This window comes from Actinomadura sp. RB99 (assembly GCF_014706005.1).
Classification (GTDB): domain Bacteria; phylum Actinomycetota; class Actinomycetes; order Streptosporangiales; family Streptosporangiaceae; genus Spirillospora.
Genome location: NZ_JABMCA010000045.1, coordinates 1 through 19,750, shown reverse-complemented (window position 1 = coordinate 19,750; position 19,750 = coordinate 1). Strand labels below are relative to the sequence as shown.

Sequence of the window (19,750 nt, the reverse complement as noted above, 5' to 3'; positions counted from 1 at the left end):
GTCAGGCGGCCCGCAGGTCCCAGATCAGGGTCGAGCGGACGCCGGCGACGCGCCAGCCGTCCGGTGTCCGCGCGGCCTGGAGGTCGTAGCGCTCGCCGAGGACGCGCGGGCCGTCCTCGTGCGCGAAGACGACCAGCAGGTTGGCGCCGATGGCGGCCCGGTCGCCGTCGATCTCGATGAGCGGGTTGGTGACGAAGTGCTGGGTCGGGACGGTGTGGTTGCGGCGGGCCTGCGCGGCGAGCGCGTCGGCCCCCTTGGACGTCCCGCCGGGGGTCGTGACCTCGGCGTCCTCGGTGAAGACGGCGCGCGGGTCGTCGAAGTGCTTGCCGTCCAGCCACAGCCCGAGCCGCCCGATCAGGTCGGTGAGCTCGTCGCGGTCGCGCTGTTCCATGACTCCTCCTAGTTCGTTGGCATCGCCAACGTTGATAGAGCCAACAGTACAGCTATTCATTGGTGATGCCAACAAGTAGACTGGCCCGCATGATCACCGACGACGCCCGGCAGCCCGAGCGGCTCCGGCACGCCGCCAGCTGGCTGATCAACCAGGCGTCCGCGCACAGCCACCGGCTCGTCGCCGACCGCTTCGCCGCCGCCGGCGCCCGCGGCTACCACTACCGGCTGCTCGCCACGCTCGAGGAGTACGGCCCCGCCAGCCAGGCCGACCTCGGCCGCCGCGCCGCCATCGACCGCAGCGACGTCGTCGCCGCGCTCAACCAGATGGCCGACAAGAAGCTCGTCGAGCGCGCACCCGACCCCGCCGACCGGCGCCGCAACATCATCACGCTCACCCCCGCCGGCCGCCGCCACCTGCGCGAACTCGACCGCGTCCTCGACGGCATCCAGGACGAGCTGCTCGCGCCGCTGTCCCCGCCGGAACGCGCCCAGCTCACCGAGATGCTCACCCGCGTCACCGACCACCACGCCAGGAGCCGCCCGTGACCCTCCGCTTTGTCGAACTGCCGCCCCCCGTGATGACCGCGCTGCTGGACGGCGACCTCGCGACCGCCTCCGCCCTCGCCGGAGCCCCCCTCACCGCGTACTTCCTCGGCGAGGACGCGCGATTGCTGTGGCGGTACCGGCTCGACCAGCTGGAACGGTCCCCCGAGGACGCCGCCTGGATCGTCCGCGCCGCCGTCGCCGAACCCGAGGGCGCCGTCGTCGGCCACGCCGGCTTCCACTCCGCGCCCGACGAGGACGGCACCGTCGAGATCGCCTACTCCGTCGACCCCGCCCACCGGCGCCGCGGCCACGCCACCGCGATGCTCGCCGCGCTCCTCGCCCGCGCCGCCGCCGAACCGTCCGTGCGGACCGTCCGGGCCACGATCAGCCCCGACAACGCCGCGTCCCTGGCGACGCTCGCCGGCAACGGATTCCGCCACGTCGGCGAGCAGTGGGACGAACAGGACGGCCGCGAGCTCATCTTCGAACGCCCCGCCCGCTGAGGCCGGTCAGCCGATCGGCATCGTCACGGCGATCGGCCAGGCCAGCAGGACGCCGCCGACCAGCGCCGGCACCCACACCGGCGCCCGGACGGCGCGCAGCGCCGCCGCCTGGACACCCTGCCAGACCAGCAACCCCGCGATCAGCGGCGCCACCAGGAGCACCAACCACGACACCAGCCCGAACACCGCGGCGACCCCCAGACCCGCCAGCGCGCCCGCCGCCGTCCACGCGTGGATCAGCACGGCGGCGCGCGCGCTGTAGCCGTCGCACAGCAGCTCGATCCCGGCGAAGAACACCATGGCGCACACGGCGACCGGTATCAGCGCCCACACCCTTGGCCCCACCGGAACGGCGTGCGCCCACCCCAGCTGAGCGGGCACGGCGAACGACACCACGGTCAGCACGACCAGCACGGCGGCGGACGCGACGATCCGCGGCCGTCCGCCGTCACGCCCCTTCCCCCGCATGACGGGCAATGCGGCGCACAGGAGACCGACGACGCCGAAGAACCCGGCCAGCGGCCCCGCGATCCCGACCGGGAGCACCCCACGCGGAATCGCCCCGACGACCCCGACTGCCGCAAGAACGGCCACCACCGGCACCCCCAGCACGAGCCTCAAAGGCAACTTCGCGCGCGCGCCGCGCTCACCAGTGGGCCGTCCCAGAAGCGCCGACGCGATCGCCGCGAAGCTCAGCACCGCCGCCAGATACAGCAGCATCGCCGAACCCGCCCGCTGGAAGGGCCGGATCCCGACGTGGGGCGCCCCACCGGCACGCCCGAAGGCCCGGTCGAACCAGGCCGCGACCTCGCGGTGCGTCCGCGGCTGGAAGAGGACGCCCACGTGCTCGGCTCCGCCCACGATGACGGCCCGCCGCGCCGTCCCCGCACGCGGATCCCCGTACGTGACCCCCGTCCGCCCCTGCGGATACGCCGCCCGCAACCCGCCGACGGCCCCGTCGCGGTAGCCGGCGAACTCGAACCCACCCGCGACCAAAAGCAGATCCCGCGGGCTCGTCGCCGCGAACGGCATCGTCCCCTGCGAGATCGCCACCGTCGCCCCCACGTCCGGATGGGCGCTCGCATAACGCACCGCAGCGGCCGCGCCCATCGAATGCCCGAGCAGACCGATCCGGCCTCCATCCACCCCCGGCGCGGCCCGCAGATACCGGACCGCGACGTCCAGGTCCCGGTCCAGCCGCGCCTCCGCCGCCGGCCCGTCCCCGAGGCCCGGCAACCGCTCCCTACTGGCGCCGCCGCCCGCCAGGTCCACCAGCTCGACCACGTACCCCCGCCGCGCCAGCGTGTCCGCGAACCCCCGCATGAGCTGCATGCTCGCCGACAGCCCGGGCGCGACCACCACTCCCGGAAGCCGTCCCGCCGCCCCGTCCGGCCGCACCACCTCGACCGGCACCCCGGACACCACCGCGGACCGCCGCTCGATCCCCCGGTCCGCCGTCCCCAGCCCGACGGCCCCCGCCACCGCCGCGACAACGGCCACCACGCACGCCCACCGACTCCCCCGCACCCTCAGATGGACGCGACCGAATCCACGCAAGTTCCCCCGAACACGCGCGTCACTAGAGTCGTGGCGTGGCGACCCGCAAGAACCGCTGGCCGAAGACGCAGGACGGCATCGAGGACGCCGCCCTGCTCATCCTGGAATGGCTCGCCGAACAGGGCGTCAACGCCCTCCTTCGGGTGGACGCCGAGCGCCTCGCCGAAGGACGCCCCGCCTGGACGTTCGCGGCGAGCGGCGGCCCCCTGCCTCACGGCCTGCGAGCCGACGGCTCCACCGCCGACCAGTGCCTCTCCAGAGCACTGGCCGAACTGCACACCGCCGGAATCACCGTCCCCATCTAACCCCCCGAAACCGCGCCGCCGACCGCCACGTCCCCGCTGGTTCCGGGGTCTCGGGGACGTGGGGCTACTGGGCCATGTCGACGAAGCGGCTGTAGTGGCCCTGGAAGGCGACCGTCACGGTGGCGGTGGGGCCGTTGCGGTGCTTCGCGACGATCAGGTCGGCCTCCCCTGCGCGCGGCGACTCCTTCTCGTAGGCGTCCTCGCGGTGCAGCAGGATCACCATGTCCGCGTCCTGTTCGATGGATCCCGATTCGCGTAGGTCGGACACCATGGGCTTTTTGTCGGTTCGCTGCTCGGGGCCGCGGTTGAGCTGCGACAGCGCGATGACGGGGACGCCGAGTTCCTTGGCGAGCAGCTTCAGCGAACGGGAGAACTCCGACACCTCGACCTGGCGGCTCTCGACCCGCTTGCCGGACGTCATCAGCTGCAGGTAGTCGATGATCACCAGGCGGAGGTCGTGCTGCTGCTTCAGCCGCCGGCACTTCGCCCGGATCTCCATCATCGACATGTTCGGCGAGTCGTCGATGAACAGCGGCGCCTCGGCGACCTCGCTCATCCGGCGGGCGAGGCGCGTCCAGTCCTCGTCCTGCATGGTGCCGGAGCGCATGGCGTGCAGGGCCACGCGCGCCTCCGCCGACAGCAGCCGCATCGTGATCTCGTTGCGGCCCATCTCCAGGCTGAAGAACGCCGAGGTCAGGCCGTGCTTGATGGACGCGGCGCGGGCGAAGTCGAGCGCCAGCGTCGAGTTGTGCGTCGGGACGCAGGACCGCCCGGCGAGGTACATGTGGTCGGCGTTGTCGACCTGGACGCACCGCACCGGCACGCTCGCGACCGGCCGCACGTCCACGATGTACCGCACCCGCGCCGGGCGGTGCCGGTCGGCCTCGCGGCGGGCCCGGAACACCGGCTCGTGCGGGGTGAAGGCGACGTGGTGCACCGGCTCGTCGCGCGGGTCGAGGGCGGCGAGGTGGCCGAGGCCGACGAGGAGTTCACGGATCCCCCCGGCGAGCCGCGCGGACGGGAGGGCGACGTCGACGCGCCCGGCCGGGGACGTCTTGCCGCACACGTCGAGCAGCCCGGCCAGCAGCGCGCGCCGCTGGGCGGAGGACGCCCGCAGGTAGGCGGCGGGGACGTGCCTGCCGTCCAGCAGGCCGAGGGCGGCGAGCCGGCCGTCGAGGCCGGGCAGGGCGTAGCAGCCCGGGAGGGGTTCCGGGACGACCGGCTGGCCGGTCAGCTCGATCTGGGCGATGACGGCCCCATCGAGGCAGGTGATGCGGCCGTCGCCGTCCTCGCCCGCGCCGAGCCACACGCCGAGGACGTACGGGTCGACGGGCAGGTCGGCGTCGGGCAGGTCGAACGCGGCGGCGACCTCGACGGCGTGGCGCGCGCCGCGGCGCAGGTCGGAGAAGATCTCCTCGGTCGTCCGGATCCGGGCCCGCCCTGACGGGGCGCCCGCGCGCGCGCCGGCGCGGCGGTCGCGGCAGGCGGTGCCGCTGTGGCGGGCCGCCTCCACGGTGACCTGGGCGGCCCGCGGAGTCACGGCGGCGCCGACCGGGACAGGGGTGCGGGCGGTGAGGTGCGCGGCGGCCCTCCGGCGCGGGGCCGCGCCGTGCCGGGCGTGCGGGCCCCAGCCGGTGGGCGGTGTGCCGTCCCGAGGTGCGGGGTGCTCGGCCGTTCCGGTGCCGTGCGCGCGCGCCGTGAAGAACGCGCCGTGCCCGTCGTCGGTGATGGTGCGCCACTGGTGCTCGGCGTCGGCGACGATGACCTCGCCGTCGGAGAACTCGACCTCGTAGCAGGGGCGGCCGTGCATCACCTCGGTCGCCGCGACGACGCGGGTGGGCCTGCCGTCGGCCCCGATGAGCCGGTCGCCGACCTTGACCTCGCCCATCGTCGTCCAGCCGGTGGGAGTCGGGAGCGGCGTGTCCAGCTCTAGCGCCTTGCCCATGGCAGGCCGTGCTGCGACGACGATCATCTGGCCGGGGTGCAGGCCGTTGGTGAGGGCGTCGAGGTCGGCGAAGCCGGTGGGGCAGCCGACCATCTGGCCGCCTCGGCTGCCGATCGCCTCGATCTCGTCGAGGGCGCCGGGCATGATCTCGCTGAGCGGCACGTAGTCCTCGCCGGCGCGCTTCTCGGCGATGGCGAAGACCTCGGCCTGGGCGCGGTCGAGGACCTCGTCGGCGTCGGCGCCGTCGGCCGCGTAGCCCATCTGGACGATGCGGGTGCCGGTCTCCACGAGGCGGCGCAGCACCGAGCGCTCGTGCACGATCTTGGCGTAGTAGCCGGCGTTCGCGGCGGTGGGCACCGACGAGATGAGCGTGTGCAGGTAGGGGGCGCCGCCGATGCGGCCGATCTCGCCGCGCTTGGTGAGCTCGCCGGCGACGGTGACGGCGTCGGCGGGGTCGCCGCGGCCGTACAGGTCGAGGACGATGTCGTAGATGATCTGGTGCGCGGGGCGGTAGAAGTCCTGGGTGCGGAGCACCTCGACGACCTCGGCGATGGCGTCCTGGGAGAGCAGCATGCCGCCGAGGACGCCCTGCTCGGCCGCGATGTCGTGCGGTGGGGTGCGTTCGAACTCCTGCTCGTGCGGTCCGAGCTCGGTCACGCTCACCTGGCGCACCCCCTTCCTCCCGGCCGCCGGGCGCCCCGTCCGCCCATCGCCGACCGTTCCTCATCACGTCTACCTCAGGCGTCCGACATTCTCCCGAGCCCACGCGGGCGGGGGCAAAGCAGCGTGTGGACGAACCTGTGGAATACCTGTGCAGACACGCGGGACACGTTGTGCACGACCTGTGGACAACTCTGGGGAAAGTTCGCCCGCTGCTTTTGGCGGCAGGTCGTGAGCTGCGGAAACGTCGTCCACCGGGTGTGGGGAAGAGAAAGTCGGGCGATCCGGGTGCTGTAAGGTGTGAACTTCTTTGAAGAGTTACAGAGGCCGGGGAGCGCATGGTGAGGTTCCGGGCGAGCCGGCACGACCGGGAGATCCTGCGGCTGGCGGTGCCGGCGTTCGGCGCCCTCGTCGCGGAACCGCTGTTCCTGCTATCGGACTCGGCCATCGTCGGCCATCTCGGGACGGCGCAGCTCGGCGGGCTCGGCGTCGCCGGGCAGGCCCTGAACACGCTGGTCTACCTGTGCGTCTTCCTCGCCTACGGCACGACGGCGGGCGTCGCGCGGCAGATCGGCGCGGGGGACCGGCGGGCGGCGGTGCGGCAGGGCATCGACGGGATGTGGCTGGCGGTCGCGATCGGCGCGGTGCTGATCGCGGTGGGCTGGCCGCTCATCCCGCCGATCGTGGACGCGTTCGGCGCGTCCGCGTCGGTGGCGCCGTTCGCGGAGACGTACCTGCGGATCAGCCTGTTCGGGATCCCGTCGATGCTGGTGGTCCTGGCGGGGACGGGCGTGCTGCGCGGCCTGCAGGACACCCGGACGCCGCTGGCCGTCTCGATCGGCGGGTTCACCCTGAACCTGCTGCTCAACGCGGTGTTCGTGCTGGTCCTCGGGTGGGGGATCGCCGGGTCGGCGTGGGGCACCGTGCTCGCGCAGACCGGCAGCGCGGCGGTGTACGTGGCGGTGGTGCTGCGCGCGGCGCGGCGGGAGGGCGCGCCGGTCCGCCCGGACTGGGCCGGGCTGCGGACGTCCGCGACGGCCGGCCTCGGGCTGCTGCTGCGGACGGCGGCGCTGCGGATCGTGCTGATCGTCGGGACGTCGATCGCCGCGCGGATGGGCGACGCGGAGATCGCCGCGTACCAGGTCGGGTTCCAGGTGTGGACGCTGCTGGCGTTCGCCCTGGACGCGATCGCGATCGCGGGCCAGGCGATCACCGGACGGTACCTGGGCGCGGCGGACGTGTCCGGGACCCGCGACGTCACCCGCCGGATGGTGGGCTGGGGCGTGGCGTGCGGGGTGGTGTTCGGGCTGGCCGTGCTCGCGGTGCGGCCGTGGCTGCCGGACCTGTTCACCTCCGACGGCGACGTCCGGCGCCTGCTGCTGGCGTCGCTGCTGCTGGTGGCGCTGCTGCAGCCGGTCGCGGGCGTGGTGTTCGTCCTCGACGGGATCCTGATCGGCGCGGGCGACGGCGCCTACCTGGCGGTGACGACGCTGGTCGCGACGGTCGTGTTCCTTCCGGCGGCGCTGCTGCTGTACCGGGCGGACGCGGGGATCGTCGGGCTGTGGGGGGCGATCGGGCTGTGGATGGCGACGCGGATGGTCACGCTGGGCCTGCGGGCCCGGGGCGACCGGTGGATGGTGACGGGCGCCGTCCGGTAGCGGTGCCGGGCGGGGCGGCGGAGGATTTCCGGAAGCCCACCCGCCTCCCCCGCCCCACTCGCTACTATTCGAACATGTGTTCCACCCACGGCGAGCGGATGGCCCGGCTCACGCAGGCGATCGACGACCTGGCGGCGGAGGGCCTGGCCGGGCTGCCGCCCGAGACGCTGGTGGAACGCGTCGCCGGCATCTGGTCACTGGTCGAGGGCATCGACCCGGAGATCGCCCGCCGCCGCACCCGCTACACCACGCCCGAGAACTGACCGGCCCGCCGTACACCGCCCCGCAGGCGATCACCAGTTCAGGTTCAGCAGCCCCGGCCAGTCGTCGTCGCCCTGGTAGTACTGGCTCGGGTTCCCGTAGTCGTCGCCGCCGTTCGGCTTGTGCTTCGGCTTGGGCTTCGGCTTCGGCGGCGCCTTGGGCTTGCCCTTCGGCTTGCTCTTCGGTTTCGGCGCCGCCGCCGAGCCCTCCAGCCGGTCCGCGACCGCCCTGCGCAGCGCCGGCAGCCGCGAGTACAGCACGTCGCCCGGACACGAGGTCTCGTTGTAGTCGCGGTGCCCGACGATGGCCTCGGCCGGGTCCAGGTCGTACTCCCGGCAGAGCCACACGCACACCTCCATCAGGGAGGTCCACAGGCGGTCGGGGGGCGCCGTCGTCATGTAGTTGCCCTCGTTCTCGATCCCGAGGGTGTGCTCGTTGTTGTGCAGCACCTGGGCGCCCACCGCCAGGTCGCCGGCCCGGATGGACGCCAGGCTGCGGTTGCGGCCCTCCATCACGGCGCCGCCCCGGCTGATCGTGAGGTGCTGGCCGCTGTCGTCCCAGCCGCGCTTGTCCATGTGAAAGTTCTGGATGTACCGGGACAGGCTGAACGCGTGCCCGACCGAGAGGTCGGTGGAGTTCCCCGTGTCGGTGTGGTGCACGACGATGTGGTCCGGCGCGCGGTCCAGGACCTTCGCCGCGCGCTTGGGCGGCCGGGCCGACCACTGGGCGCGCGTGTAGATCTCCGGTGCGTCCGCCGTGAACAGGGGCGCACGCCGGTCGAGCAGGCGGCCGGCCGCCGCGTCGGGCGGCACCGTGCCGGTCACGCCGTCCAGGTCCGGGCCCGCCGGGGCGTCCTGCGCCATCGCCCTTTCCCCGAGCGGCGACCCGAACGCCAGTGCCTCCAGCAGCCCGGCCCCCACCACGCCGCCGATCATCGACCGCCGCGTCACCGCCGCCCGCCGCGCCACCGCCGTCCCGTCGCGTTCCCGGTCGGCCGCGCCGTCCCCCGAATGCGCGATCAACACCGTCCCCCTTCGCCCCCCGATGATCTTTGATCACGGAACGTAATGGCCGCTCAGACGATCACCCAAACACCGGGCGGTTCAGGGACGTTTCACATGAAACCCAGAGAGATCCAGGACGGGGCAGCCCTGTTCTTGTGCAAGAGATTGCGGGGACAAGGGACGACCCGGACCGGGAGCGGACGCCCGGCCGGAACGCGAAACGACCCCCGCGTCCGGGTTGATCCCGGTACGCGAGGGTCGTTCTTCACACAGTGCGCCGGCGGCCGGCGCGGGCCTCGGCGACCTCGGCCCCCCGCCGTCAGGCGGGGGTCTTCGGCCTCGGCCCGTCAGGCGGCGTCAGGCCTCGACGACGTTGACGTCGATCGTGGCGTTGACGTCGCTGTGCAGCCGCACGCTGACGCGGTGAGTGCCGACCGTCTTGATCGGGTTGCCGATCTCGATCCGGCGGCGGTCCAGCTCGGGGCCGTCGGCCGCGCGCACCGCGTCGGCGATGTCCGCGGCGGTCACGGCGCCGAACAGGCGGCCGTTGCTGCCGGTGCGGGTGCGCAGCGTCACCCGCAGGGCCGCCAGCTGGCCGGCGACCTCCTTGGCGTGCTCGACGGTCGCGATCTCGCGGGCCGAGCGGGCCTTCTTGATCGAGTCGATCTGCTTCTCGGCGCCGCGGGTCCACTGGATCGCGAATCCGCGCGGGACGAGGTAGTTGCGGCCGTAGCCGTCGCGGACCTCGATGACGTCGCCGGGCTCGCCGAGCCCGGAGACCTGCTGGGTCAGGATGAGCTTCATGATCGTTACCCCCGGCCTCAGCGCGCGGTGCTGGTGTACGGCAGCAGCGCCATCTCGCGGGCGTTCTTGATCGCCGTGGCGACGTCCCGCTGGTGCTGGGTGCAGTTGCCGGTCACCCGCCGGGCACGGATCTTGCCGCGGTCGGAGATGAACTTCCGCAGCAGGCCCGTGTCCTTGTAGTCGACGTAGGAGATCTTCTCCTGGCAGAAAACGCAAACCTTCTTCTTCGGCTTGCGGGGAGGTGGCTTCGCCATCGTGGTGCTCCTTCGAGAGAGCCCCGCTCACGCGGGAATGGACGTGGATGTGTCGTTCGGTCTTGCCGGGCGCGGTCTTGCCGGGCGGCTAGAACGGCGGGTCGTCGGAGAAACCGCCGCCCCCACCGCCGCCGCCGCCGGTGGCCCAGGGGTCGTTGGCCGGAGCGCCCTGCTGGCCGCCGCCGAAGCCGCCGCCACCCTGGCCGCCGTCACCGAAACCGCCGCCCTGGCCACCGCCGCCGCCGAAGCCGCCGCCGCCCTGGCCGCCGCCTCCGAAGCCGCCGCCGCCACCCTGCCGCTGGGTCTTGTTGACCTTGGCGGTGGCGTTGCGCAGCGACGGGCCGACCTCGTCGACCTCGATCTCGAAGACGGTGCGCTTCTCACCCTCGCGGGTCTCGTACGAGCGCTGCTTGAGCCGCCCCTGCACGATCACCCGCATGCCGCGCTGCAGGGTCTCCGCGCAGTTCTCGGCGGCCTGCCGCCAGACGTTGCAGGTGAGGAAGAGCGCCTCGCCGTCCTTCCAGTCGTTCGACTGGCGGTCGAAGAACCGCGGCGTCGACGCGATGCGGAAGGACGCGACCGCCTGGCCGCTGGGGGTGAAGCGCAGGTTCGGGTCCTCGACGAGGTTCCCGACGATCGTGATTACGGTGTCGCCTGCCATGGGGCTCGCTCCGGCTGGTGTGAGGGCTGAGCCGGGCTCAGTGGACCTCGGGGCGGATGACCTTGGTACGGAGGATCGACTCGCTCAGGTTGAGCTGCCGGTCGAGCTCCTTGACCGTGGCAGGCTCAGCCGACAGGTCGACCACCGCGTAGATGCCTTCGGACTTCTTCTGGATGTCGTACGCCAGGCGCCGCCGGCCCCAGACGTCGACCTTCTCGACGCTGCCGCCGCCGTCCTTGACGACCTTCAGGAACGGGTCGAGCGCCGCGTTCGCGGTGCGCTCGTCGATGCCGGGGTCGAGGATCGCCATCAGTTCGTATCGACGCATGCTGTGTCCCTACCTCCTCTGGACTGGCGGTCACGGTCTCTCCGTGACAGGAGGGCTCTTGCGTCCCCCGCGGCCGCGCCGGACCCGGATTCGCCGGGCGCACCTGCCGCGGGACCGGTACAGGCTACCAACAGTCGGCAGCGTACGAGCCGGTTCCGGGTCGGCCGGGGGACCAGCGACGGCCGGCGCCGGGCTGCCGGGGGGACCGGACGGCGGCTAGCGGCGGGCGGCCGGATGGCCGGGCGCGCTGCGGCGCCGCCGCTCCAGCTCCGCCATGATGTCGGCCATCCGGGCCCGCATGCGGGCGGTCTGGGTCGTCAGCATGGACAGCTCCTCGACGAGCTCCGCGTCGCCGATGACCCCGAGTTCGCTGGAGTTCATCGCCTCGCCTCCGCTCCCCGGCCCGCGCGGGCCGGCACGCTCTCCCTCACGTCGTGCTCCTCCCGGACCCGGCGTCCCCCCGGATCCCGGCCGGTGTTCTCGAATCCATGTTCGACCGTACCGGGTGCCGCCGACATTTCCGAGCGCCCCTTCCGGTTGATCTTCCGCTCCGCTGGGCATTCCTTTACGCACATGGTCCGTCAGGTCCCGCGTCCACCATGCGCACCGCGCGGGGCACCACGAAGTGAGGAGGTCCGGATGCCAGAGCAGGTAGCCGGCAGTGGGCACGCGACCGCGGAGAGCCGGACCGAGGCCGAGAGCCACCGGCTCCAGGACGTCCTCGCCGTCCTGGCGTTCACCCTGGGGATCGCCGCGCTCGTCCTCGGCGGGGGCGTTCCCTCGGCCCACTTCGTCGGCCTGGTGGTCGGCATCATCGGCCTGCCGCTCGCGCTCGTCTCGCAGATGATCTCGGCGACGACCAACGAGCGCTGGCTGAACGTCATCGGCATGGTGGGGTCGTTCGTCGGCGCCGGCTTCGCGATCAGCCACGGCGGCTTCTCGCTCTGACCGCGCCGCCCCGGCGGAGCGCGTTGCCCCCGGCGGAGCGCGTTGGCCCCCGGCGGCGGAGCGCGTTGCGGAACGAAACGTCGGACGGCGCGGCTAACCTCGGTGCCATGCGCATCGGAGCCCACGTCGACCAGACCAACCCGCTCGACAACGCCCGCGCGGTCGGAGCCGACGTCGTCCAGTTCTTCCTGGGCGACCCGCAGGGCTGGAAGAAGCCCGTCCTGCCGCAGGGCGTCGAGGCGCTGGAGGGCTCCGGCGTGGACGTCTACGTGCACGCGCCCTACACGATCAACGTGGCGACGTCGAACAACCGGATCCGGATCCCGAGCCGGAAGAACCTCGCGCAGCAGCTCGACGCGGCCGCGTCGATCGGCGCGAAGGGCCTGATCGTGCACGGCGGCCACGTGCTGAAGGACGACGACCCGGAGACCGGCTTCGAGAACTGGCGCAAGGTGTTCGAGCGCACCGAGTGCCCGATCCCGGTGCTCATCGAGAACACCGCGGGCGGCGGCAACGCCATGGCCCGCAAGTTCGACCGGATCGCCCGGCTGTGGGAGGTCCTGTCCGGCGTCCCGGGGCTGGACGACAAGCTCGGGTTCTGCCTCGACACCTGCCACGCGCACGCCGCCGGCGAGGAACTGGTCGACGCGGTCGACCGGATCAAGTCCATCACCGGCCGCATCGATCTCGTGCACTGCAACGACAGCCGGGACGCGTTCGGCTCCGGCGCCGACCGGCACGCCAACCTCGGCAGCGGCAGCATCGACCCCGAGCTGATCCTGACCGTGGTGCGGGCGGCGGACGCGCCGGTCGTGGTGGAGACGCCCGCCGCCGGCCAGGCCGCCGACATCTCCTGGCTGCGCGACCAGCTCTGACCTCCCCCGGTCTCCGGCGCGGCCCGGCGGACACCCGCGGGGCTCGGCGGGCTCGGCGCCGCGCGGCGGCCGAACGCTCTTGGCAAGATCAGGCCAAGGGCGGAACCCGGAGGGCCCGCGGGGCATCAAACCCAGTGACGACCGGCATGGCGACAAACTCGCGATGGCACGTCACACTGGCATAATCCGGAACCTCAGCCCATCAGCGCACGCGTGTCCTCTCGGCGGCGGGCGCGAACCGATCGGGAGCCCCCATGGCCCAGCCCCCGTACGATCCCTACGGCTACGGGTCGAACGACCCCTACGCTCCCCAGCCGTACTCGCAGCCGCCCGTCCAGCACCACTACTACGGCGGTGCGGCGCCGGTCTCCCGCGGGACCAACGGCATGGCGACCGCGGCGATGGTCCTGGGCCTGGTCGGCATCGTCAGCTGCGGCACGACGTCCATCCTGGCGATCATCTTCGGGCACGTCGCGCAGAGCCAGATCAAGCGGACGCACGAGGAGGGGCAGGGCATGGCCACGGCCGGCCTGATCCTCGGCTACATCGTGACGGGCCTCTGGCTGATCGTCTGGATCTTCTATTTCTGGCTGTGGGCGATCATGTTCGGCGCCGCGACCACCAGCACGAACTACTAGGACCGGCGCGCCCCACCAGCGCCTTCTTCACTCGAACGCAAGCCGGGGGACGCCTGCGACCTCCACGCCCACGCTCGCCAGCAGCACCACCATGGGCGTGGGGGTGTCGCGCCACGCCTTGACCGCGCTTCCGAAGACGTCGAGGACGGTCCGGAACGCGCTCTGGTCGGCGTCGGCGAGCTCCGACCACGACTCGTAGAGGACGAGGTAGCCGCTCTTGGCGGGCGTCCAGGACAGGTCGGACAGGCAGTCCTCCAGGGCGTCCCAGTTGCCGCCGAACCAGTCGGGGAACTCGAAGGCCTCCGCGCACACCCGCAGGAACCCGTCCTTGTCGCGGGCGCGGCGGCCGTCCAGGTGGACGGCGTGCCAGCCCGCCTCCTCGGCCCGTTCCGTCCAGGTCGTGTCGCCGACCGCGCCGGGGACGGCGGGCGTCCGCCACTGGTAGACGCCCGGCCGCAGCCGTCCGGCGAGCAGCTCGTCCAGTGCTCGATTCGCGTTCACGTCGTCTCCCGGCAGTCGTCCTCCCCGCGCGCGGGGCACTCCGGACCACGCGCCCCGCCGGCCGCGATCATCCCCGGCATTCACCTACGAAATCCTCAAGGCGCCGCAATCGTCCCGGCGATCCCGTGGCGTCCCCGGCCGGCCTGCCGCGACGCGGGCGGGGCGGCCCGGATCCGACGGCACCGAGGGTTGACGGGCGCCGCCCCCTACCCTAATCTCTCTTACATAGAGAGACTCTTTCAAAGAGCGACTCTCAGAGCGAGGTAGTTGCCCGATTCCGCGAAGGAAGCCAGAGATGAACACCACGCCCACCACCGACAGCACCACCACCGACAGCACCACCACCGCCGCCGACCAGGCCACCGAGCGCGTCCACGCCTACTACGGCTCCGTCAAGAGGCTCGGCCACTGGACCGGCGCGCGCCGCTTCGAGGTGCGCGCCCGCCGCGCCTCGGCAGTCCTCGACCTGCGCTCCCCGCACATCCCCGACGGCGACATCGAGATCGAGGTCGGCATCGACCACTCGATGGTCAAGCTGCTCGTCCCGCAGGACGCCGAGATCGACCACTGGGACCTGCGCTACACCGGCCGGGGCCGCGTCAAGGACTGGACGGGGGAGAACGGCGGCGGGCGCCGGATCCGGATCACCGGAGAGATCAAGCACGGCGAGATCCGCGTCCACCGCGGCGGCGTCGCGACCCTGTCCGCGCTCTTCACCAAGGAGTTCGTCCAGGACGCCCGCCGCGCCCGCCGCGAGGGCACCACCCCGGTCGTCGCCGACCCGTCCCACGCCGGCTGACCGATCCTCCGGCAGAGAGCGCGCGCGGCACACCCGTGCGCGCTCTTTGGCTGTGCTTGAGTCTCCACCGACTGGAACCCGCAAGGTGGAGGACATGGACGGCGACACCCTGTACACGATCGGGGAACTGGCCCGGCGGACCGGTCTCCCGGTCCGGACCATCCGGTTCTACTCCGACTCCGGCGTGGTGCCGCCGACCGACCGGTCGCCGGCCGGCTACCGGCTCTACGACATCGCGGCCGCCACCCGCCTCGACCTCGTCCGCACGCTGCGCGACCTCGGCATCGACCTCGACACCGTGCGGCGGGTCCTGACCCGCGAGGTGACCGTCGGGGACGTCGCGGCGACGCACGCCGAGGCGCTCGACGCGCAGATCCGCACGCTCCGGCTGCGCCGGGCCGTGCTGCGCGCGGTGGCGAAGCGCGGTTCCGCCCCAGAGGAGGTCCAGCTGATGCACAAGCTCGCCAAACTGTCCGACGAGGAACGCAACCGGATCATCACCGGATTCGTCGACGAGACGTTCGCCGGGCTGGAGGTGCACCCGGAATTCGCCGCGAAGATGCGCGCGGCGCTGCCGGAACTGCCCGACGACCCGTCGCCCGAGCAGGTCGACGCGTGGGTGGAGCTGGCGGAACTGGTCGGCGACCCCGACTTCCGCGCCGCCGTCCGGCGGATGGCGGAGTTCCAGTCCGAGGAGTCCGCACGCGGCGCCGCCCGGGAGGGCGGGCAGGACAGCGGGCAGGAGCTCACCGCCGTCACGGTCGAAAAGGTGAGCGCGGCGATCGACGACGGCGTGGACCCGGCGTCGGACGCCGCCCGCCCCGTCGTGGACGCCCTCGCCGCCGCCTACGCCGGCGCGTTCGGCGAGCAGGACGGCCCGGACTTCCGCGCCCGGCTGCTGCACCGCCTGGAGGTCGGCAGCGACCGGCGCGCCGAACGGTACTGGCAGCTGCTCGCCGTGATCAACGGCTGGCCCGTCCCGCCCTCGCTGGTCCCGGTGTTCGAGTGGTTCATCGCCGCGCTGCGCCACTGACCCGCCGCTGACGCGGCACCGCGCCGCCGGCGCCGCGCCCCGGCACCGCCCCGGGCGCGGTGTCAGACCGCGTCGGCGGCGAGGTGCCGGGCGCCGCGCCACCGGCGGAGCGACACGACGTCGTCCGCTCCGTCGAGCACCCCGCCCGCCGGGTCGTCCTCGCCGCCCGTCCGCACGATGTCGCCGGACGGGCGCAGGACGTCCCACACCACCAGCACCGCCATCGCCAGCACGGTCACGAACCGGGCGAGCAGCGCGAGGCTGTACACGTCCTGGCTGATCCCGCCCGCCGGGGCGTCGAGACGCGCGACCGCCGACAGCGTCGCCGACAGGTCCGCTCCAGGCAGTTGCAGGGACACCGACATCAGGTACCACCAGATGCCGAAGAAATAGATGATCTCCCCGGCCTGCCAGACCACGAACGCCGGCACCTTCGGGCGGGCCAGCACCGCGAGCGGCAGCAGCCACAACACGTACTGCGGCGACCAGACCTTGTTCGGCAGCATGAACGCGACCAGCACCAGGAACATCAGCTGCGGCAGCCGCGGACGGCGCGGCGCGGCGAGCGCCAGCACCGCGATCCCGGCGGCGAGCACCAGGAACGTGCCCGTCCCCGCGAGGTTCAGCTGGTCGGTGTCGGACGCGAGACCGGACAGCCCGTGGTCCTGCAGCACGAAGAAGATCGAGCCCCAGTCGATGCCGCGCTTCTGGCTGAAGCTGTAGAACTCGACCCAGCCGTCCCACGCGAACACCATCACCGGCACGTTCACGGCCAGCCACGCCCCGGCGGTGCCCGCGAGCATCCGCCCCATCGCCCGCCACTGACCGGCGCGGACGCACAGCAGCACCAGCGGCCCGAGGAACAGCAGCGGATAGAACTTCGCCGCGATCGCCAGCCCGAGCATCGCGCCCGCCAGCGCCGGGCGCCGCGCCGACCACGCCGCCAGCCCCAGCGCCGCCAGCGCCACCGCCAGCAGGTCCCAGTTGATGTACGCGGTGAGGAGCAGCGACGGCGACAGCGCCACCATCAGCCCGGCGCGCAGCGACCGGCGCCCCGCCGCGTACGCCGTCGCGAGCACCGCGACGATCGCCAGCACCGCCAGCAGCAGCGCCGTGACGTTGTAGAACGCCATCCCGCGCTCGCCGACCCCGAACGGCTTGACCAGCCACGCGGCGAGCTGCATGAAGCCGCCGCTCAGCACCGGGTACTCGACGTGGTGGATGTCGGAGCCGGTGAACGAGTCGAAGTACGGGATCTTCCCGTCGTTCAGCCCGCGCACGTAGTACAGCGGATACACGTCCGTGTAGCAGGCGTTCTTCGTCGTCTGGATGAAGTCGAACTTCACCGAGGCGCACGGCTGCTTCTGCAGCCAGCCGAGCGCGCACACGACGGCCGCGGCGCCCGCCAGGACCGGCGCGAGCCGCGCCACCCGGCCGCGTTCCCGCGCGGGATCGTCCCCGGCGCCGGCGCCGGCCATCGCGACCCTCTCAAAAGACGACGACATGGACAGCAGACTATTGGTCGGCGCGCAAAGAACGCGCCCGCGCACCGCCCGCGCCTCCGGACGTCCGGGAAACCCTCGGGAAAGACCTCCGGCGAATCCCCAGGAAAGCGGAACGGCCCGGAGCCGCCGTGGGCTCCGGGCCGTTCCGCTCACTCATCGGCGCGGCACGCGGTCGCGCTCAGTTGGTCCCGTTCGGAGTGGTCGGGTCCTGCTCCTTGGTGCACGCCTGGTTGTTCGGGTGCGTCCTGCACCACCGCTTCAGGTCGTTCGGGTCGTTCGGCGGCAGGTTCGGGTCGCAGCCGAGCGGCATGCCCATGCTGTTGCAGGGCTGGCCCGTCCCGCCCGGATTCGTCGGGGTGATCGTCGGGTCCGGCGACTTGGTGTGGCAGGGCCGCCCCTGCTGCTGCTGCCCCTGACCGTTGTTGGTGCAGGTCGGCGAGTTCGTCGGCGAGGTGGACGTCGTCGGCGACGTCGTCGGCTCCGGCTTCGCGGCCGCCCAGGGGGCGATGCTGCCGCCGTAGACCGCCGGCGGGAACGGCGTGATGTCCTTGCCCTCCAGCGCCTTGGTCATGACCATCTTGAACAGCTCGGCCGGGACGGTACCACCGTAGACCTGGCTGTAGCCGCCGACGCCGACCAGGGACTTCTGGGTCTTGCCGTCCTTGCTCGACCGCCACATCCCGACGGACGTCACGAGCTCGGGCGTGTAGCCGACGAACCAGGCGGACTTGTTCTGCGACGACGTACCGGTCTTACCGGCGACGGGGCGGGCGCCGAGGCTCGCCTCCGTACCGGTGCCGTGCGTGACGACCCCGCGCATCGCCTCTGTGGCGTCCGCCGCGACACCGGAGTCGAAGACCTGCGTCTGCTGCTTCGCCCACGGCTCCTTCTTCACCGGCTTGCCCGCGTCGTTCAGGACGGGGTTGCCGTTCGCGTCCGTGATCGACTGGATCACGTGCGCCGGCCGGTGCACGCCGCCCGCGGCGAACGTCTGGTACACCGACGCCATCGTGACCGACGTCGCGGTGATGACACCGAGGGGCAGCGAGGTGTAGTCGGGGTTGAGGCCCGGCGTGTTCGCGGGAATGCCCATCTTCTTGGCCATGTCCACCACCTTGTCCAGCCCGACCTTCTGGCCGAGGTCGACGTAGGCGGTGTTGATGGACTTCGCCGTCATCTCCTTCAGGTCGAAGACGCCGTTCTCCGACGGGCTGTCGTTCGTGAACTTCGCCCCGTTGATGGTGCGGCGGTAGTGGCCGTCCATCGTCGTCTTCAGGCTGACGCCGTTGTCGAGCGCGGTCGCCAGCACGATCGGCTTGAACGACGAACCCGGCTGCACCGCGCCCTGGAAGGAGTCGTCGAACTGCTGCTTCTGGTAGCTCGGGCCGCCGTAGGCGGCGATCACGCCGCCGGTCTTCGGGTCCACCACGGTGAGGCCGAAGTGGATCGTGCTGTTGAAGTGCTTCTCCTGCTTCAACTGCTTGACGGCCGTGGCGGTGTAGTTCTGCAGGTCCTGGTTGAAGGTCGTCTTGATCCGCAGGCCGGCGGTCTCGACGCGCTGCTGGGAGATCCCGAGCGTCTTGAGCTCGGCGATGACGCGGTCGGTGAGGTACCCGGTCTGGCCCGTGTCCTTGATGTCGCTCCACTGCTTCTGCGTCTGCGGGAACTTCGCCTTGGCCCGCTCGTCCGCCGGGAGCCACTGCTTCTTCACCAGGCCGTCGAGAACGTAGTTCCAGCGGGAGATGAGCGCCTGCTTGGCCGGGTCGGAGTCGGGACCGTAGGACTTGAAGTAGCTCGGCCGCTGGATCATGGCGGCCAGCATCGCCGCCTCCGGGGCGGTGATGTCCTTGACGGGCTTGTGGAAGTAGGCGCGGGAAGCGGCCTGGACGCCGTACGCGCCGCGCCCGAAGGGCACGGTGTTGAGGTACTGCTCCAGGATCCAGTCCTTCTTCTTCTCGTTGCCCATCCGGACCGAGATCAGGATCTCCTTGAGCTTGCGGCTCACGGTCCGCTTCTGGCTCAGGCCCTGGTAGTAGTTGCGCGCCAGCTGCTGGGTGATGGTCGAGGCGCCGTTGACGTCGCCGCCCGTCGCCGCCCGGTACACCGCTCCGGCGATGCCGGTCGGCGAGATGCCGGGCTCGTTGTAGAACTCGCGGTCCTCCGCGGCGAGCACCGCGTGCTGCATGATGGGCGGGATGTCCTTGAGCGGGAGGATCTCGCGCTTCATGCCGACCCGCGCGAGCGCGGTCTTGCCGTCGGAGTAGGTGATGACCGACGCCTGCTTGGTCGCGTCCGCCTGCGTCGCCGTCGGGATCGGGGTGTTGGCATAGGCGACGGCGACGAGCGCCGCCGACCCGAGGATCGCCACCGTGACGACCGCGACGACGATCTTCCAGTTCGGGACGTACTTCCGCCAGCCGGTCTTCTCCGGCTTGTCCTTGCGCCGCCCGCGCCGGCCGCTGCGCCCGCCGCCCCCGCCGGGACCGCCCGGCCCTCCGGGGCCCCCGGGGCCGCCCGGACCACCGGGGCCGCCCGGGCCGCCGGGACCCCCACTATGTGAACCGGACCCCGG

General features: G+C 72.2%; 22 protein-coding genes. 10 read left to right on the top strand and 12 right to left on the bottom strand.

The features are described from left to right. Position 1: 1 nt before the first annotated feature. Entirely contained in the window at positions 2-391 is a 390-nt protein-coding gene (locus amrb99_RS31945) for a nuclear transport factor 2 family protein (protein ID WP_190863105.1), read from the bottom strand. A gap of 89 nt (positions 392-480) precedes the next feature. On the opposite strand from amrb99_RS31945, the gene amrb99_RS31940 reads away from it, so the two are divergent. Both amrb99_RS31940 and amrb99_RS31935 read left to right on the top strand, forming a co-directional pair. Then, entirely contained in the window at positions 481-939 is a 459-nt protein-coding gene (locus amrb99_RS31940; protein WP_190863103.1) for a MarR family transcriptional regulator, read from the top strand. After that, positions 936-1,442, top strand: a complete 507-nt coding sequence (locus amrb99_RS31935; protein WP_347256943.1) for a GNAT family protein — start codon at positions 936-938, stop codon at positions 1,440-1,442. The genes amrb99_RS31940 and amrb99_RS31935 overlap by 4 nt, the downstream gene beginning before the upstream one ends. 6 nt (positions 1,443-1,448) lie before the next feature. Here amrb99_RS31935 and amrb99_RS31930 read toward each other — a convergent pair whose 3' ends face one another. After that, positions 1,449-2,945, bottom strand: a complete 1,497-nt coding sequence (locus tag amrb99_RS31930) for an alpha/beta fold hydrolase (RefSeq protein ID WP_190863100.1) — start codon at positions 2,943-2,945, stop codon at positions 1,449-1,451. Positions 2,946-3,034: 89 nt separating this feature from the next. Between amrb99_RS31930 and amrb99_RS31925 the strand changes: the two genes are divergently transcribed. Beyond that, positions 3,035-3,304 carry a hypothetical protein gene (locus tag amrb99_RS31925; protein WP_190863098.1) on the top strand — a complete coding sequence of 90 codons (270 nt, stop codon included), beginning with the start codon at positions 3,035-3,037 and terminating at the stop codon, positions 3,302-3,304. A 64-nt stretch (positions 3,305-3,368) separates the two neighbouring features. On the opposite strand, the gene dnaB is transcribed toward amrb99_RS31925, so the two are convergent. Further along, positions 3,369-5,912, bottom strand: a complete 2,544-nt coding sequence (gene dnaB / locus amrb99_RS31920) for a replicative DNA helicase (protein ID WP_190863096.1) — start codon at positions 5,910-5,912, stop codon at positions 3,369-3,371. Between the two features lie 335 nt (positions 5,913-6,247). Here dnaB and amrb99_RS31915 point away from each other — a divergent pair, with 335 nt between their 5' ends. Further along, a complete protein-coding gene (locus amrb99_RS31915; protein ID WP_190863094.1) occupies positions 6,248-7,567 on the top strand; it encodes an MATE family efflux transporter in 1,320 nt (439 codons plus the stop codon). A 74-nt stretch (positions 7,568-7,641) separates the two neighbouring features. Continuing rightward, positions 7,642-7,830 carry a hypothetical protein gene (locus amrb99_RS31910; protein WP_190863092.1) on the top strand — a complete coding sequence of 63 codons (189 nt, stop codon included), beginning with the start codon at positions 7,642-7,644 and terminating at the stop codon, positions 7,828-7,830. 30 nt (positions 7,831-7,860) lie between these two features. Here the strand turns inward: amrb99_RS31910 and amrb99_RS31905 are convergent, their stop codons facing one another. From amrb99_RS31905 to amrb99_RS31880, 6 genes are all read right to left on the bottom strand, one after another. Beyond that, positions 7,861-8,850 (bottom strand): peptidoglycan recognition family protein, encoded by a 990-nt coding sequence (locus amrb99_RS31905; RefSeq protein ID WP_241756123.1) that lies wholly within the window; start codon positions 8,848-8,850, stop codon positions 7,861-7,863. Positions 8,851-9,189: 339 nt separating this feature from the next. After that, positions 9,190-9,636 carry a 50S ribosomal protein L9 gene (rplI, locus tag amrb99_RS31900; RefSeq protein ID WP_173097679.1) on the bottom strand — a complete coding sequence of 149 codons (447 nt, stop codon included), beginning with the start codon at positions 9,634-9,636 and terminating at the stop codon, positions 9,190-9,192. Positions 9,637-9,653: 17 nt separating this feature from the next. After that, positions 9,654-9,890, bottom strand: coding sequence for a 30S ribosomal protein S18 (gene rpsR, locus amrb99_RS31895; RefSeq protein WP_019631633.1), 237 nt, complete (start codon positions 9,888-9,890; stop codon positions 9,654-9,656). A gap of 88 nt (positions 9,891-9,978) precedes the next feature. Continuing rightward, positions 9,979-10,551 carry a single-stranded DNA-binding protein gene (locus tag amrb99_RS31890; protein ID WP_190863089.1) on the bottom strand — a complete coding sequence of 191 codons (573 nt, stop codon included), beginning with the start codon at positions 10,549-10,551 and terminating at the stop codon, positions 9,979-9,981. Between the two features lie 37 nt (positions 10,552-10,588). Further along, positions 10,589-10,879 (bottom strand): 30S ribosomal protein S6, encoded by a 291-nt coding sequence (gene rpsF / locus amrb99_RS31885; protein ID WP_151540987.1) that lies wholly within the window; start codon positions 10,877-10,879, stop codon positions 10,589-10,591. Between the two features lie 216 nt (positions 10,880-11,095). Beyond that, positions 11,096-11,260 (bottom strand): hypothetical protein, encoded by a 165-nt coding sequence (locus amrb99_RS31880; protein ID WP_190863087.1) that lies wholly within the window; start codon positions 11,258-11,260, stop codon positions 11,096-11,098. A gap of 258 nt (positions 11,261-11,518) precedes the next feature. On the opposite strand from amrb99_RS31880, the gene amrb99_RS31875 reads away from it, so the two are divergent. The 3 genes from amrb99_RS31875 to amrb99_RS31865 all read left to right on the top strand — a co-directional run bounded on the left by amrb99_RS31875 (position 11,519) and on the right by amrb99_RS31865 (position 13,340). Next, positions 11,519-11,827 (top strand): hypothetical protein, encoded by a 309-nt coding sequence (locus tag amrb99_RS31875; protein ID WP_190863085.1) that lies wholly within the window; start codon positions 11,519-11,521, stop codon positions 11,825-11,827. Between the two features lie 107 nt (positions 11,828-11,934). Further along, the gene (locus amrb99_RS31870) at positions 11,935-12,702 is read left to right on the top strand and encodes a deoxyribonuclease IV (RefSeq protein WP_190863083.1); all 768 of its coding nucleotides are present in this window, start codon (positions 11,935-11,937) and stop codon (positions 12,700-12,702) included. 254 nt (positions 12,703-12,956) lie between these two features. After that, positions 12,957-13,340, top strand: coding sequence for a DUF4190 domain-containing protein (locus amrb99_RS31865; protein ID WP_190863081.1), 384 nt, complete (start codon positions 12,957-12,959; stop codon positions 13,338-13,340). Positions 13,341-13,367: 27 nt separating this feature from the next. Here amrb99_RS31865 and amrb99_RS51585 read toward each other — a convergent pair whose 3' ends face one another. Then, the gene (locus tag amrb99_RS51585; RefSeq protein ID WP_190863077.1) at positions 13,368-13,841 is read right to left on the bottom strand and encodes a barstar family protein; all 474 of its coding nucleotides are present in this window, start codon (positions 13,839-13,841) and stop codon (positions 13,368-13,370) included. 295 nt (positions 13,842-14,136) lie between these two features. Here amrb99_RS51585 and amrb99_RS31855 point away from each other — a divergent pair, with 295 nt between their 5' ends. Then, positions 14,137-14,640 carry a hypothetical protein gene (locus amrb99_RS31855; protein ID WP_190863074.1) on the top strand — a complete coding sequence of 168 codons (504 nt, stop codon included), beginning with the start codon at positions 14,137-14,139 and terminating at the stop codon, positions 14,638-14,640. 94 nt (positions 14,641-14,734) lie between these two features. Continuing rightward, positions 14,735-15,673, top strand: a complete 939-nt coding sequence (locus amrb99_RS31850) for a MerR family transcriptional regulator (RefSeq protein WP_190863071.1) — start codon at positions 14,735-14,737, stop codon at positions 15,671-15,673. Positions 15,674-15,735: 62 nt separating this feature from the next. Here the strand turns inward: amrb99_RS31850 and amrb99_RS31845 are convergent, their stop codons facing one another. Together amrb99_RS31845 and amrb99_RS31840 are read right to left on the bottom strand one after the other, a co-directional pair. Further along, positions 15,736-17,178: a glycosyltransferase 87 family protein gene (locus amrb99_RS31845; protein ID WP_241756122.1), complete on the bottom strand. Its 1,443-nt coding sequence runs from the start codon at positions 17,176-17,178 to the stop codon at positions 15,736-15,738. A 178-nt stretch (positions 17,179-17,356) separates the two neighbouring features. Continuing rightward, a partial coding sequence (locus amrb99_RS31840; RefSeq protein ID WP_194737371.1) for a transglycosylase domain-containing protein occupies positions 17,357-19,750 on the bottom strand: 2,394 nt, incomplete at its 5' end.

Coding starts and splice junctions, on each gene's coding strand:
- amrb99_RS31945 (WP_190863105.1), bottom strand. CDS start 391: ATGGAACAGCGCGACCGCGACGAGCTCACCGACCTGATCGGGCGGCTC.
- amrb99_RS31940 (WP_190863103.1), top strand. CDS start 481: ATGATCACCGACGACGCCCGGCAGCCCGAGCGGCTCCGGCACGCCGCC.
- amrb99_RS31915 (WP_190863094.1), top strand. CDS start 6,248: ATGGTGAGGTTCCGGGCGAGCCGGCACGACCGGGAGATCCTGCGGCTG.
- amrb99_RS31910 (WP_190863092.1), top strand. CDS start 7,642: ATGTGTTCCACCCACGGCGAGCGGATGGCCCGGCTCACGCAGGCGATC.
- rplI (WP_173097679.1), bottom strand. CDS start 9,636: ATGAAGCTCATCCTGACCCAGCAGGTCTCCGGGCTCGGCGAGCCCGGC.
- rpsR (WP_019631633.1), bottom strand. CDS start 9,890: ATGGCGAAGCCACCTCCCCGCAAGCCGAAGAAGAAGGTTTGCGTTTTC.
- amrb99_RS31890 (WP_190863089.1), bottom strand. CDS start 10,551: ATGGCAGGCGACACCGTAATCACGATCGTCGGGAACCTCGTCGAGGAC.
- rpsF (WP_151540987.1), bottom strand. CDS start 10,879: ATGCGTCGATACGAACTGATGGCGATCCTCGACCCCGGCATCGACGAG.
- amrb99_RS31880 (WP_190863087.1), bottom strand. CDS start 11,260: ATGAACTCCAGCGAACTCGGGGTCATCGGCGACGCGGAGCTCGTCGAG.
- amrb99_RS31875 (WP_190863085.1), top strand. CDS start 11,519: ATGCCAGAGCAGGTAGCCGGCAGTGGGCACGCGACCGCGGAGAGCCGG.
- amrb99_RS31870 (WP_190863083.1), top strand. CDS start 11,935: ATGCGCATCGGAGCCCACGTCGACCAGACCAACCCGCTCGACAACGCC.
- amrb99_RS31865 (WP_190863081.1), top strand. CDS start 12,957: ATGGCCCAGCCCCCGTACGATCCCTACGGCTACGGGTCGAACGACCCC.
- amrb99_RS31855 (WP_190863074.1), top strand. CDS start 14,137: ATGAACACCACGCCCACCACCGACAGCACCACCACCGACAGCACCACC.
- amrb99_RS31850 (WP_190863071.1), top strand. CDS start 14,735: ATGGACGGCGACACCCTGTACACGATCGGGGAACTGGCCCGGCGGACC.
- amrb99_RS31845 (WP_241756122.1), bottom strand. CDS start 17,178: ATGTCGTCGTCTTTTGAGAGGGTCGCGATGGCCGGCGCCGGCGCCGGG.